6 protein-coding genes are annotated in these 15,017 nt (G+C 40.1%); 2 read left to right on the plus strand and 4 right to left on the minus strand.

All coding sequences use genetic code 11. The features are described from left to right. Nucleotides 1-69 precede the first annotated feature (69 nt). The 3 genes from HWQ42_RS02890 to HWQ42_RS02900 all read right to left on the minus strand — a co-directional run bounded on the left by HWQ42_RS02890 (nucleotide 70) and on the right by HWQ42_RS02900 (nucleotide 5,778). Entirely contained in the window at nucleotides 70-1,161 is a 1,092-nt protein-coding gene (locus tag HWQ42_RS02890; protein ID WP_292809128.1) for a response regulator, read from the minus strand. Nucleotides 1,162-1,430: 269 nt separating this feature from the next. After that, on the minus strand, nucleotides 1,431-2,165 hold the full coding sequence (locus HWQ42_RS35415) for a response regulator (RefSeq protein WP_334812071.1): 735 nt from the start codon (nucleotides 2,163-2,165) through the stop codon (nucleotides 1,431-1,433). Nucleotides 2,166-2,439: 274 nt separating this feature from the next. Further along, entirely contained in the window at nucleotides 2,440-5,778 is a 3,339-nt protein-coding gene (locus tag HWQ42_RS02900; RefSeq protein ID WP_292809130.1) for a PAS domain S-box protein, read from the minus strand. Between the two features lie 860 nt (nucleotides 5,779-6,638). Here HWQ42_RS02900 and HWQ42_RS02905 point away from each other — a divergent pair. Together HWQ42_RS02905 and HWQ42_RS02910 are read left to right on the plus strand one after the other, a co-directional pair. Continuing rightward, nucleotides 6,639-12,038 (plus strand): PAS domain S-box protein, encoded by a 5,400-nt coding sequence (locus HWQ42_RS02905; protein ID WP_292809132.1) that lies wholly within the window; start codon nucleotides 6,639-6,641, stop codon nucleotides 12,036-12,038. 12 nt (nucleotides 12,039-12,050) lie between these two features. After that, nucleotides 12,051-13,130 (plus strand): hybrid sensor histidine kinase/response regulator, encoded by a 1,080-nt coding sequence (locus HWQ42_RS02910; protein ID WP_292737202.1) that lies wholly within the window; start codon nucleotides 12,051-12,053, stop codon nucleotides 13,128-13,130. Nucleotides 13,131-13,151: 21 nt separating this feature from the next. On the opposite strand, the gene HWQ42_RS02915 is transcribed toward HWQ42_RS02910, so the two are convergent. Further along, nucleotides 13,152-14,960: an endonuclease gene (locus tag HWQ42_RS02915; RefSeq protein WP_292809134.1), complete on the minus strand. Its 1,809-nt coding sequence runs from the start codon at nucleotides 14,958-14,960 to the stop codon at nucleotides 13,152-13,154. Between the last annotated feature and the right edge of the window lie 57 nt (nucleotides 14,961-15,017).

A 15,017-nucleotide genomic window follows, 5' to 3' on the forward strand; every position in this document is an offset into this window, starting at 1 on the left:
GTTTTTGTAGCCGCGATTTCTAATCGCCTGGTATATTTGCAAAGGTGAGATGCTCCCTGTAAGCATCTCCTAACAAGGCAAACTAACACTTACAATAGTTCCTTTTTCAGGAATGCTAGCAATTGTAAATTCACCACCATATAATTTAACTATATGCTGAACAATAGCCAGCCCTAAGCCAGAACCTTGTTGTTCCCATAACTTTCGATTAAATTGTACAAAAGCTCCAATGTTATTAATCTCTTCAATTGCCATACCTTTGCCATTATCAATTACAGACAAATTAAATTTATTACCTTCTATCTTACTCAGAACTTGAATTTCGCTGTTTGGCAAAGAGAATTTAAAAGAATTCTCCAGTAATTCTTCAATCAGAATACTCAAATTTTCTTGTGATAATTGTACTGGAGATTCTTGGATATCCAGCTTTAAATCTTTTTGTCTACAGTTTTCTGTAGCTTTTTTTAGAGCCACTTCACTAATAATTTTCTCAGCAAGACATTTATCTTTTTTCTCTTTAATTTGACGGACTTTTTCGGGGTTTTTAGATATTAATTCCAGATTACTATATAATAAAAACCTTTGAACTAATCTATTCAGGCGATTGGCAGATGTGTAAATTAATTCTGCAATTTCAACTTCTTCAGAGCCAGGCATGATGCCACAACTTTCTATTAACAGCTGTGACATACCGAGAATACCATTTAAAGGCGTATTCAGTTCGTGAGGTAATGAGTGAGCAATATTCATTCTGAGTTCGTCTAGTTTGGCTTGAGTTTGGCGCTCAACTAAAGCATGTTTATCAAGACGAGAAGCGATCGCACTGAGTAGTTCTTCAGGAGTAAACGGTTTAGTCAAATAATCATCAGCCCCATAATCCATTCCCTGACGAAAATCTGAACGATCTGCTTTAGCAGTAACAAATATTAAAGGAATATTGATAGTTGCTTCATTTTTGCGTAAAGCAGACAGCACGCTATAACCGTCTAATTCAGGCATCATAATGTCACAGATAATTAAATCTGGTAATTTGGCTTGAGCAATTTCTAATCCAATCTTGCCGTTTGCAGCTATCAAAGTTTCAAAATCAGAAAGCTGTAAAATTTCCTGAATGTTTCCCCTGACTTGAGGTTCGTCTTCTATAATTAAAATTGTGTTCATCTATGATTACTAAAGATAAAAATATCAATTTTATGTTATTGGTCTAGCATGAGATGGTATAGCAATTTCCGACCTGGTGAGATACGCTTTTAAAGCTACTAACCTTGGGAAACAAAATTTGGGTGTACTTCAGTTGCTTAGAAAACGCTATATCCATACAAGGCTTATCTTGCTAAACAAGAAAAATTAATTTTCAATAATACCGCATAATCAGATTCATGCCTTAAGTATAAACGCTGAAATATTTCAACATTTTTTCATAAACTATATTATTTGCTATGGTTAAGCATATTAAACTTTTGCAAAAGCTTGGCATTTTCTGGGGTTAGTAATGTTTGTAAATTCTTCATTTCATTCAAAAACATAATTTCTCTAGCATACTCTTGTTGTAGGATATTCAAGTAGCGATCGCGCTCAATATCTGATTGAGCTTTTTTCAGCATATAGATTGCCATATTGATATTTGAAAGGGGGTTGCCTAAATCTTGTAAAAGTTTTTGTAAAACCTCATTGCATATTTCTGCCAGGTGTTGACTCTCTTGTAACTTTTGTGAATTTGTCTCTATCTGCTGCTTCAACTTAGTATTTTGTTGATGTTCTTGTTCATATTGTTGTTTGATTAAAGTTGGTTTTTCTACGCGATTTAATCTGACGTTAATTGCCTTCAAAAGTTCTTCCATAGAGAAAGGTTTTGTCAGGTAATCATCGGCTCCTAACTCCATACCTTGGCGTAAGTCACCACGATCTACTTTTGCAGTCAGAAAAATTACTGGGATAGATTCAGTTACTGGGTCTTGGCGTAAGGCTGTCAGTACACCGTAACCGTCAAGTTCAGGCATCATAACGTCACAACATATAAGGTTTGGTTGTTCTGTTTTAGCAAGTCGTAATCCTTCTAAGCCATTATTTGCAGTAATAGTATTAAAATCGGAGAAAGTTAAAATCTGTTGAATATTTGAACAAATTTGGACTTCATCTTCAATTACTAATATTTTTTTGTTCATTGACTTATTTCAATAGTAATTTTTACTAGGCAGTTTTGTGATATCTATAGACGCAGTAAATGCAGTGACTAGAACTGATTATTCAGCTTAACCAACTTGGAAATTTACATTAAACCTCGTCTAACTTGAGAACTGTAGTTTTTTAGCAAAGTTTTGTGATTGCTTCCTTCGTCACAATGACACAACAGAATAATTCAAAACTTCAGGTTTCAACGTGGACGAGGTTCAGATTCCAAACAATCTCCCGCAGTTTATTGTTCCCTAAAATTATTTACTAATAACATATTAGATATTTTTCATGCAGTAAGTCACTTATCATTAGTGGTAGTTCTACCCTAAATGTCGTACCAACTCCGACCTGGCTAGCGAAGATAATTATTCCTCTATGAAGGTCTATACAATTGTTGACTATTGCCAAGCCTAATCCAGTTCCTGGCGTATTCCCAACATTACTAGCTCGGTAGAATGGTTCAAATAAGTTCTGTTGTTCCTCTGGTAAAATGCCAATACCCTCATCTTGAATTAGAAAAACTGCGCTTTTATCTTGAACTAATAAATCAATTTCAACATTGCTACCGTCTGGTGAATATTTGACAGCGTTTGAAAGCAAATTGCTCAGTATTTGTCGCAAAAGTTTCTTGTCTATACAAGCCATAAAGCGATCATCTGTTGATGAATCACCCAAATATTGAGGAGCAAAAACTAGGGTATGGTTGGGAGAACTTAGTTGAATTTCCTCTACCAAAGAACGACAGAAATTAATCAAATTAATACAAGTTGGTTCAAATGCTAATTTTCCAGCTTCAGCCTTATTAATTAGCAAAATATCATCTAATAGTTGAGTAGTGTGTTGAACATAAGTTTGAATACACTGAAGATGTTTCTGCTTTTGTTGTTCATCTAGTTTATGGCTAAAACTTTTTAAGATTCCAGCAGAGGAAGCAATCACAGCTAAAGGAGTTCGGAACTCGTGGGAGGTCATAGAAATGAAACGAGATTTTAACTCACTGAGTTCTTTTTCTTTTACTAAAGCTTTACAAATATTTTCTTCAGCTTGTTTGCGCTCGCGTATATCTTTAACTACACCGATCACGTAAATGGGTTTACCAATCGGATCTCGAATTAGAGAAACCGTTAGATTTATCCAAATTACATCAGCATTTTTATGTAAATAGCGCTTCTCTATGGAGAATGTTTCTAGCTTTCCTGCTATTAATTTTTGCAACTGATTGAGATGGATTTGTATATCTTCTGGATGTGTGATATCTCTAAAGTTTTTCTTTAGTATTTCTTCTTGGCTATAGCCTAAAATTTCACACAACTTTTGATTAACTTTCAGAAAATCACCATCTAAAGTTTCTAGTTTAATTCCCACTGCTGCTTGATTAAAAATAGCTCTAAGTTCTGCCTCACTTTGTTGTAAGTCTAAAGCGCGTTGCTTAACCCTGACTTCTAAATCTTGATTGAGTTTTTGTAGAGCTTCTTGCGCTCGTTGTCTTTGCAGTTCAGCAGATGCTCTGGCTGCAAATACTTTGAGAATTCCTTCAAATTTCTGTTGGTCAGGTATGGGTTTGTCATCTACTATGCATAGTGAGCCAATTGGTTGACCAAAATCATCACTCAAAATAACTCCCATAGAACTTTCTGCTTCCATAGCAGCTAATCTTTTCGCATTAGGAAAGAGTTGATGAATTCTCGAACTACAGTGGTAAAATCCTTGCTTGAGCAAAATTTCACATATAGTTGATTTTGGGTCATAGCAAATATTGGGTTGTAACTGCCCATCAGACCAAAATCCTAAAGTGTGAGCTTGCTCATCAATTAACTCACTCACTAAGGTGTTACGGACATCTAAAGTAGAAGAAATATGCTCAACTAATGCTGGAAAAAAGTCACGTCCAGTCGTAGAAGCTGTACTTTCTATCAAACTTCGTAAGGCTATTTCAGCTTGTTTGTGTTTTGTAATATCGATTCCGATTGCAACGGCGGCTGTGTTTTGTTGATATTTTTGAGCTACGAGCAAATAATTGCATATTTTATCATTAATTTGGACATCGATAACCTTAGAATCTGCTACATCTTGCCTATCTAAAAACTCATGCATAAATTCTGTAAATTGCGGGCTGTTTTCCATAAACCCCAATTCTTGACCAACAAAAGCATCGGGAGTCAAGTTAAAACTTTCAGCTAAATGGCGATTAACCCCTAAATAATATCCATCATCATTTACCCAAGAAACAAACCCAGGTACTGCATCTAAAACCGTTTGTAATTGCTCTTTTGCTTGTTGCAGATTTTTTTCTGCTCGTTTGTATTCTGTAATGTCCTCGGAAATACATAACAGATATTCGGGTTGTTGGTTTTTGTCATACAAAGGAATTTTAGTCATGTGTAAAATTCTTCTGCCAAAACGAGGGCTGTCAATAGGTTCTTCAGAAATATCTTGAGGTACACCACTAGCAAAACTTTCTAGGTCTTTTTGACAGAAAAAGTCTGCTTGTTCTTTCGGGAATAATTCGTAATCTGTTTTGCCAATAGCCTGCTCTGCTGTAATTCCAAAAATATTTTCACAGGTATGATTCCAGAGCTTGACTGTCCCAAAACTTTCTGGTTTGGCATCTTTAACAAAGACGGCTACAGGCAGATTATTAATCATCGACTGTAAAAAGTTGCGAGTCTGCTGGAGTTCCTCTTGTGCTTTTCGGCTTTCAGTAATATCAATGCCTGTACAGACGATATAATCAACTTGATTATCGCGATTCAGTAAGACCTTATTTGACCAAGAAATTAAGCGGCTAGCACTATCTTTAGTAACTAAATAAGTTTCGTAACGTTGAGGAAATTCTCTCTCTGCTAAATTTTGAAAAATATCTTTGATACATTTTGTTGTATTAGGTAACAGCAGCACATCCCAAACAAGTTTTCCTTTAACTTCATCAAATGCGTAACCTGTAGCTTGTTCGCAAGTATGATTAAAGCGAACAATTTTTCCCTGACAATCTAGTACTATAACCAGAGCGTCTGCTAGATTCAAAACGGTAGAAACAAAATTACGCTCCAATCGCAGTTCTGCCTCGATTTTCTGGCGTTCTACAAGTTTAACTCGTGTATGATTGTAAAGTTCCGCTTGTAGAATAGAAACTGCCAGCAGACTGCTAGGAGTCACTAATCCAATTAATTCTCCTTGATCTCCAACAATAGGCAGATGACAAATCCGATTTTTCCTCAGCAAATGTAACGCAGTAAAAACATCTTTAAAATCTCTTAACCTCAATGTTATTAACTCTCTGATCATCACTTGGGCAACACTGATACCCTCTAGATTTTTCCCTTGTGCTGTGAGCTTAATTAAATCTTGTTGTGTAATTATCCCCACCAACTGTGAGTTTTCTAGAACTAAAACACAACTGGTGGCTTGAGATGTGTTGCTAGCTATATCTTTACCTGGGTTAGGCAAATAATTGCTATGTTTGATTGGCAAGCTATCATGATTACCTGATGCTTCATTGATTAGTGCAATTACATCTGGAAGCATCATCTCAGAGCTAACAATAAGCGGATGACGAATGATAGTCTGTTGTAAATTATCAGAAATGATAGAGTTAATGAACATTACGTATAGATGCCTGGAATAAAATTATCTTTAAAAAAGAGGAAAATAATATTTTTACTGATAATTCACTAAAAAGCATCAGTGTTTTCTATGATTATTTTTTTATATTATTTTTAATAAGCCCCTTTACTATTTGTGATTCACAGCCTTTTAAGGTCTAGTTTATGCTGTAACCGACGCTCTATACCTGCTAGTGACATTAGGTTAAAACTCCTTTTGCGATTGGACTTAAGCCTGAAATTTTAAATACACTGAAGTGGCTATAAACAAATCATTTCTAGAAAATATTGTTTGTAATAGTTTTAGTATTAAGGATTTAAATGAAAATGTAATCGAGAAAAAACAGGATTTTTTTCTGATTAAGTTGAGAGTATTTACTTGAATGGCTATTTTGAATTTCTGAAGAAATACTGAGTAGCAACTCTAAATTGTCCGTAGGATAGAGGAGATTTTATAGAAGAACAGTACAGAACAAGCCAATAAAATCGATAATGTGAAACTTTAAAAAAATCTGGCTAATGATAAAAATCACTACAAAACAGAGGTTTGAGCATTATTCTAGCGGCTATTAATGGATGAATTTTGAAGACTGCAAATTTACTGAAGCTCTGAGGAGTTGTTTAGGTAAAATTGCGAATCCCACTCGTTTATAACACCCAGTCGTAAAGCGATTAAAGTGCAAAAATTTTCAGGTCTTTGGGCAATACATCGCGCTGAAGGGCAATATAAAGATATTTCAGGTATTTTGCCTGTTCTATATTTTTCTTGTCTAAGCGTAATTAGATTTACATCAAGCTATTAACACGGTGATATCGAGCTATAATTTTTTTGAAACGCGATCGCGTTTATATTTTTAACTTATGAGTCATCCTTCTTGCCTCACGATCCTGCTGATTGATGATTGCGCTGAAGATCGGGAAGCATATCGTCGCTTTTTGGAGCAAGACAGCCTGTATACCTACCGCTTTTTGGAATTTGAGACGGGAACGCCAGCGCTGAAATGGTGTCAACAGGAGATACCAGATATCATTTTGCTGAATTTTTTGTTACCCGATGGTGATGGGCTGAAATTTATTCAGCAGTTTCGGGAATGCCATAGCAATACCCAAACTGCTGTGATTATGCTGACAGGACAAGGGGATGAAATTACTGCTGTCCGTGGCATGAAAAGTGGTGTACAAGATTATCTCGTTAAAAAGAAACTCACATCTGAAGTTCTTCAAGGTGCAATTCATCATGCCATTGAACGGATGGATTTGGCTCGACAGTTAGAACAAAGTTGGGAACAACAACAACTGATTGCTGCGATCGCCTTACGGATTCGTCAGTCTCTCAAACTAGAAGAGATTCTGCCTACTATAGCAACAGAAGTGCGACAGTTTTTGAGAGTAGACCGAGTACTTGTTTTTCAATTTCAGCCGGATATGAGCGGCACAATCAAGGCGGAGTCAGTGCTTCCAGGTTGGACTGTGGCTTTGGGGCAGCAGATTTTGGACACCTGCTTTCAAAAGGGAGCCGGAAGTGACTATCGCCAAGGGAAAAAACGAGCAATCGACGATATTCATCAAGCTGGTTTAACGAATTGTCATTTGCAGCTTCTAGAACAATTTGAAGTCAAAGCCAATCTGGTAGTACCCATTTTGGTCAAAGAGCAATTATGGGGATTATTAATTGCTCACCAATGTAGCGCGCCTCGTCATTGGCAATCAGTAGAACTAGATTTGTTGGATCAACTAGCGGTGCAAATAGCGATCGCCATTCAACAGGGAAGTGCATATCAGCAATTACAGGCAGAACTGGCAGAACGCCAACGGACAGAAGCAGCCCTAAAAGCTAGCGAAGAGAAACTCAAGCTTACCCTGAGTTTTGCTGGTATTGGCTATTGGGAATGGAACCCAATCACCCATCAAATATTTGCTAGTGAGAATGCAATTCGCTGTTTTGGTTCCGATCTGAGTGATGTGAACTGGACTTATGAAAAGTGGCTCAATCAAGTCTATCCAGAGGATCGGGAATGGGTTGAGCAAGAACTGAGGCAGGCGATCGCCACCCAAACCGATTATGCTGTGGAATACCGAGTTGTCTGGCAAGATGGCAGCATTCATTGGGTATCGGCAAAAGGACGGGGAGTTTACGACGCAACAGGACAACTACTGCGAATGCTGGGCGTGCTAATAGATATCACAGAACGCAAGCTCTCAGAGGAAGAGCGGCGGCGTGCCCAAATGCTGCAAATTGAATTACGTCTTCTGGAGCAAATTCTCGAAGTAGTCCTAGCAGGTTACTGGGACTGGGATATTCCGGGCAATCAGGAGTACTTGAGCTTAACCTTCAAGCAGATGTTAGGCTACGAAGATCGTGAATTGCCAAATACACCAGAGAGCTGGCAACACCTGATTTTTCCCGAAGATTTACTGGCTGTTCTGGAACTTTTTGAACAACACGTCCAAAGTCGTGGACAAATCCCCTTTTACAATGAGGTGAGATATCGACATAAAAATGGTTCTACCGTTTGGGTCATTTGTTCCGGTCGCGTCATTGCATGGGATCGAGACGGCAATCCCCTGCGAATGATTGGTTGCCATATTAACATTACACAGCGCAAACAGGCAGAAGCTCAATTGTTAGCGATCGCTAATTTGCAGCAAGCCATTTTAGATGGTACTGACTATGCGATTATTTCTAATAACTCAAATGGCATCCAAACCTTCAACGCAGCTGCTCAGAAAATGTTGGGTTACACAGCAGATGAAGTTGTTCGGCAAATAAGTCCAACTACATTTCATGACCCGGAAGAACTCAACCAACGCGCAGCAGAACTCTCGTTGGAATTGGGTAGGGAAATTGCACCTGGTAGGGAATTTTTTACTATCGTCACTCAAGACGGAAGCACCTATGAAAACGAATGGACTTACATTCGTAAAGATGGCTCGCGGTTCCCTGTATTTTTGTCGGTGAAAATCCTCCAGGATCTAGAAGGACACAATATCGGTTTTCTAGGTATTGCCAAAGATATTACCCAGCAAAAACAAATAGAGACAGCCCTTCGAGACAGCGAACTCCGTTATGCACATCTGGCAGAAGCGGCTCCTGTAGCTATTTTCCGGCTGGATGCCTTTGGTAACTGCATCTATGCTAACGATCGCTGGAGTGAGATGACTGGTAGACCAACACAGGCAGCATTGGGGATGGGTTGGTTACAGGCTTTGCACCCAGAAGACGCCGAGCGTTTGGGGAGGGAATGGTCTCTAAAATTTGAGCAAGAACATGTTAACCCAAGGGAATTTTATCAGAGTGAGGGCAGACATCTACGCCCAGATGGCAGCATCAACTGGTTCTATGTCCAAGTGCTACCCGAAATCAACACCAACGACACCATTATTGGCTACATCGGCACACTGACAGATATCAGCGATCGCAAACAAGCCGAACAAGAACTCATCCACAACAGGGATTTACGAGAAGCAATTTTTCACGAATCTGCTGATGCCATCTTTCTGGTTGATCCGCAAACGCTGCTGACTTTGGATTGCAATCGGCGGGCAGTGGAACTGTTTGAGGCGGTTGACAAAGCTGAATTAGTCAATATCAATGGGCAGACACTCCAACTGCGTCCATTCACTACCAGCGAAACAGATGCGATCGTCAGAGCTATGCTGTCAAAAGGTGTCTGGAGCCTAGAGATTGAATATGTGACTCTTCAGGGTAAAATTTTCTGGGGAAACATTGCAGCCAAACCCATTACTGTAGCCGGACGTACTATGCATCTAGTCCGGATCACTGATATCAGCGAACGGAAACAGGCACAAGAGGCATTGGCGAAATATGCTCATGAGGTCGAAGATTTGTACAATAATGCTCCCTGTGGCTACCATTCCCTCGACAGCGAAGGCCGATTGCTCAAGGTCAACGAGACTGAACTGCAATGGTTGCGTTATACCCGTGAAGAAATGATTGGCCAAACCCTGGTCAGTTTTTTCACTCAAGCCAGTCGCTTGACCTTCGAGCAAAACTATCCTCATTTCAAAGAACAGGGTTCGTTGAAGGATTTGGAACTTGACATGGTTTGTAAAGATGGCACAGTTTTCCCAGTACTGGTAAGCGCTACTGCTGTCAAGGATGCTGAGGGAAACTATCTATACAGCCGCACCACCCTATTTGATATCCGCGAACAGCAAGCTGCACTACGTGAACGCAAACAAACCGCGCAAGAACTGGAAGAATCACGTAAAATGCTGCAAACGGTACTAGATACATTTCCGCAACGTGTTTTCTGGAAAGACCGCCAATCGCGGTTTATTGGTTGCAATCCAGCATTTATCCGCCATTCTCAACTGACAACCGATGACATTATCGGCAAGACCGATTTTGAATTACCTTGGGCAAAGTTAGCACACCTCTACTGTGCAGACGATATGATGGTGATGAACACCCGAACACCTAAACTAGGCTATGAGGAGCCATTTGAAGGGGCTAATGGCGAACAACTCTGGCTACGAACTAATAAAGTGCCCCTGACCAATAGCGCAGGAGAGGTGATTGGCATACTGGTATCTCACGAAGATATCACAGAACGCAAACAAGCCGAAGCACAATTACGGCAAACAAATGAGCAGCTTGCTAACGCAAATATGGAACTTGCCCGCGCCACTCGCCTCAAAGATGAATTTCTCGCAAACATGAGCCATGAACTGCGAACACCTCTCAATGCGATTTTGGGTATGTCAGAGGGTTTACAAGAAAGTGTATTCGGCTCCATTAATGAAAGACAAGTAAAAGCGATCGCCACTATTGAGCGCAGTGGCAGACATTTGCTAGAACTAATCAACGACATTCTAGACTTGTCTAAAATCGAATCAGGCAAACTGGAACTGCAACTAAGTGATGTTTCTGTCCAGAACCTCTGTGATATCAGCCTTGCCTTTGTCAAACAGATGGCTTTGAAAAAAAAAATTCGTCTTATTAATCATATTTCTGACAATATTGACAGCATCCAAGTAGACGATCGCCGCCTGCGTCAAGTACTGATCAACCTGCTAAGTAACGCTGTCAAGTTTACGCCAGAACGGGGATCTATAACGTTAGAAGTCCGGCTGGAGGGAGCGGGGGAGCAGGAGAGCAGGGGGGCAGGGGGAGCAGGGGAAGTAAATTCTTCCTTGTCTTCCTTGTCTTCCTTGTCTTCCTCATCTCCCCCAAATCTCTGCTTCCATATCACTGACACTGGCATTGGTATCGCCCGTGAAGAAATTGGCAAGCTGTTTCAGCCTTTTATCCAGCTTGACAGCAGCCTTAACCGCCAGTACAGTGGCACTGGTCTAGGTTTGGCACTGGTACAAAAGATTATTACGCTACATGGAGGAACAGTCTTAGTTAGCAGTGAAGTTGGCAAGGGAAGTTGTTTTACCGTCCGTATTCCCTACCATACCAGCGATAATGTTCTCAGGACGCAGGTAACTACTTCATTACCCAGCTATCCTTTACTTACTGAAAATGCTCAAGTTTTGATTATCGAAGATTCTGTGGCGGCAGCCGATCAGATTACTCGTTACTTCAGCGATATGGGAATGCAACCGATCATCTATTCTCAAGGTGAAGGAGCCGTAGAAGAAGTGTTGCGAGTTCAACCTGCTGTAATCATTCTCGATCTGCAACTACCGAATCTATCGGGTTGGGAGGTGCTAAATCAACTCAAGACCAATCCAAAAACCAAAGATATTCCAACGATCATCATTTCAGTGGTGGATGAGCATAGCAAAGGGCTGGCTCAGGGAGCGTTTGAATATCTGGTCAAACCCATTACCCGCGCTCAACTTCAGGCAACTATAGAGAAACTACAACATCCTACCCGCTCTGACTCGCCAAATCTAATTGTAGTGCCAGAAGTCTTTCTGGACACTCCTTTGATTTTGCTGGCAGAAGATAATCAACCAAATATTGATACGATGTCCGCCTATCTTGAAAGTCGAGGGTATCATCTTATTTTGGCGAACAATGGACAGCAAGCTATTGATCTTGTGAGAGTTCAACGCCCCGACTTAATTGTGATGGACATTCAAATGCCGGGAATGGATGGGTTGGAAGCAATCCGCCACATCCGCAACGATCAACAATTTGCGCATATTCCGATAATTGCACTAACGGCGTTAGCTATGCCCGGCGATCGCGAAACTTGTTTCGCGGCTGGAGCTAACGAATATTTGACCAAACCCGTAAAACTGAAACACCTTGTAACCACAATTCAACAATTTTTAGGTAGGTAGCGGAAATTCTCAATGGATAGTCAACCCTCTATTTTAGTGATCGATGATGAACCCGATAACTTTGACGTTGTTGAAACCTTGCTCGATGGTGAAAACTACCAGCTATACTACGCTCCTAGTGGTCAACAAGCTCTCAATCGCCTCGATACTTTTCAGCCCGATCTGATTTTATTAGATGTGATGATGCCCGATCTCGATGGGATGGAAGTCTGCCAACGCATCAAAGCCGATCCACAATGGCAAGCAGTGCCGATCATTATCGTGACAGCATTAACTGATAAAGAAGATTTGGCTCGATGTCTGGCAGCGGGTGCAGATGACTTCATTAGTAAACCCGTCAATGGTGTGGAATTACGAGCCAGAGTTCATTCCATGTTGCGGATTAAGCAGCAATACGACAGGATGCAAGTATTGCTCAAACTGCAAGAAGACATGGTAAATATGATTGTGCACGATTTGCGAAATCCACTTACCAGTATTGTCTTAGGCACAGAGATTCTGCGGTTGCCAAATTTATCACCTGAACAACAGCAAGGAAAAGTCGATCAAATTTTACGTGCTGCACAACAACTACAATCATTGATTGATAGCTTGCTGATCATGGCAAAGCTGGAATCTGGGAAAATGGTTCTCAATTATACAGAAGTAGACCTTTATACGCTGTGTATGTCAGCATTGGCAGATATTGAGGCGATCGCTAATCAAAAGAACCTGACCCTGATACCTGAACTACCCGAACCTGGTGGCATTGTTGCAGTAGATGTAGTTGTTTTTCGTCGAGTGTTGGATAATTTGCTCTCCAATGCCATTAAGTTCTCCCCATCCAAGTCTCAAGTGACTCTACGGGGAGAGTATTTAGCAGCAGGTGGTGCAAAAGTGCAAGTCGCTGATTCTGGTTCGGGAGTAAGTTTGGAGTTACGACAGATTATTTTCGAGAAGTACGAAGTTGGAACTCCGATGCCAGAAGTTTCGCAAATTGGTTTAGGATTGGCTTTCTGCAAAATGGCGATCGAGGCGCATTCTGGTACAATTACCATCGAAGATAATTATCCAAATGGTAGTATCTTCACTGTACTAATCAAAAATGAATAATTAACTCTCAAGTTACTGCATTTAAGAATTACAGTATGCCCGTTCTGCTAATGTAATATCTAGTACGAAGGGATTATCATTACCTTGAAATCTAGCGATCGCCCGATTCCGTTCTATTTCAGTAGTATCAGGTAAGTCTTGCTGATTCCATTTACACAAAGTTTGACGCTGATTCTGAAAAGAATTTGAGTCCACTGTCTCAGCTTGCTGCCGATAAATCGTGTAAAAGTAGAAAATTGCCCTGGCTATATCACCTTTTACTTTCTCTCTAGGCTCAAATTTAGAAGATGCTAATTCGCTAAACTCATCGATTCCACTATTAGGAATTGTAGATTGAACAGTATTATTTCGATACCATTTCTTAGTAGTTGTATCGGCTATATCGTCGAAAGGTTTATTGCCTCGCTCACTATTAATATTTGCTCGTGTAGGAAATAGATGATGAAGGTCACTTCTGGCATTACCTTTGTCAGCCCCTTTGCTTTGCGGCCAAACATGTTCAGTATTCAGTCCTAGTTTGTCAGCTTCCTGACTAGGATCGCCATTACCAATTAAACGAATTGGATAACTGGCATAAATGTCTGTCACAATACCTGCTTGATTATCAATAACTCCAAACATTTCGTCTCTTGCGCGATCGTAATTCAAAGTTTTGCTTGGCGTATACTTCTTAGCTAGTTCGTCAACTAAAGCAACTTTGGATAGTTGAGGCAAGATAATCGCAGAATCACTTACAGGAGTGGGAATGGGTTGGACAACGGGAAGGATGGTGTCAGAGGTGGACTGGTTAACAGGTAATGTAAACGCTGCAATTACAGGATCGTGGTCGCTGACAGGCCTATTAAAGCCAACGTTTACATGCACAATGTCAATTTCGGGTTGAGCAACACTAGAAAGATTTTTACTGACTAACAAATGGTCAATAAGTTGAGGATTTCCCTTGAATTTAAAACTAAAGCGATCGCTTTGAGGTAAACGCTCCGTCAGATTTTCCAGAATGTTACCCTTCAAGGCTTTCAGAGTTAGGGAATCTGGTAAATCGTTTAAATCACCCAATACAATTACTTTGGCTTGCGGGTCAGCTTGTAGTAGTTGCGTGACGAATTCATTCACGATTTCGGCTTGTTTCACTCGTTTAACATCGCCGGGAGAACCTCCAAGCTTGGAAACAAAGTGATTAGCAATGATAAACAGTTTTTGATCGTTAAAAATAAATTCTGCTACAAGTGGCTTACGGCTTTCATCGAAAGCAGCATTCGTGGGGTCAATCCGACCTGGATTCAGCGAAATATCGACACCATTTGAACCTTGAGTAATAGCCACAGCATCTAATGAACCGCCTTTTTGGGGCACTTTTGCTAAAGTTATTCGGCTGGGTTGAAACAAGAAACCGACACGAATATTGCCTCCAGGTTCTCCACCATCTGCATCGTCACTGGGCGGAATATCAACAAAGTCGTATGCTGGACTATCGATATTTTTGAGCGCAGCAATTAGTTTTTGGTAAGTCTGATTTGCATTCACAACGTTGTCATTGGTTGGGCCGTTGTTATCCTGAACTTCAATTAAACTAATGACATCTGGTGCGTTCAAATTATTGGCAATAATTTTGGCAATATTATCAAAGCGCCGATCTTTCGGGTCTAAATTCTCGACATTAAAAGTTGCAACAGTCAATACATCCTGTGAATTTTGCAGAGATGTAGTTTCACGTTGTGCAACTACAGGTAAAGGAGTTGGCAATTGAGCTATTGAACTAGCTTGCAGTGGACTAATCCATCCAAAGAAGATAAAAACAATACTAAGTAGTAGCAATTTGATTAATGTCATTCTCTCTTCTCATGAAGGTACTTTCAAGATTAGTCTTCTTCTTAATACAGTTCAGTT

Origin of the sequence: Nostoc sp. JL23 (genome assembly GCF_017115065.1) — a bacterium.
GTDB lineage: Bacteria > Cyanobacteriota > Cyanobacteriia > Cyanobacteriales > Nostocaceae > Nostoc > Nostoc punctiforme_A.

Coding starts and splice junctions, on each gene's coding strand:
- HWQ42_RS02890 (WP_292809128.1), bottom strand. CDS start 1,161: ATGAACACAATTTTAATTATAGAAGACGAACCTCAAGTCAGGGGAAAC.
- HWQ42_RS35415 (WP_334812071.1), bottom strand. CDS start 2,165: ATGAACAAAAAAATATTAGTAATTGAAGATGAAGTCCAAATTTGTTCA.
- HWQ42_RS02900 (WP_292809130.1), bottom strand. CDS start 5,778: ATGTTCATTAACTCTATCATTTCTGATAATTTACAACAGACTATCATT.
- HWQ42_RS02905 (WP_292809132.1), top strand. CDS start 6,639: ATGAGTCATCCTTCTTGCCTCACGATCCTGCTGATTGATGATTGCGCT.
- HWQ42_RS02910 (WP_292737202.1), top strand. CDS start 12,051: ATGGATAGTCAACCCTCTATTTTAGTGATCGATGATGAACCCGATAAC.
- HWQ42_RS02915 (WP_292809134.1), bottom strand. CDS start 14,960: ATGACATTAATCAAATTGCTACTACTTAGTATTGTTTTTATCTTCTTT.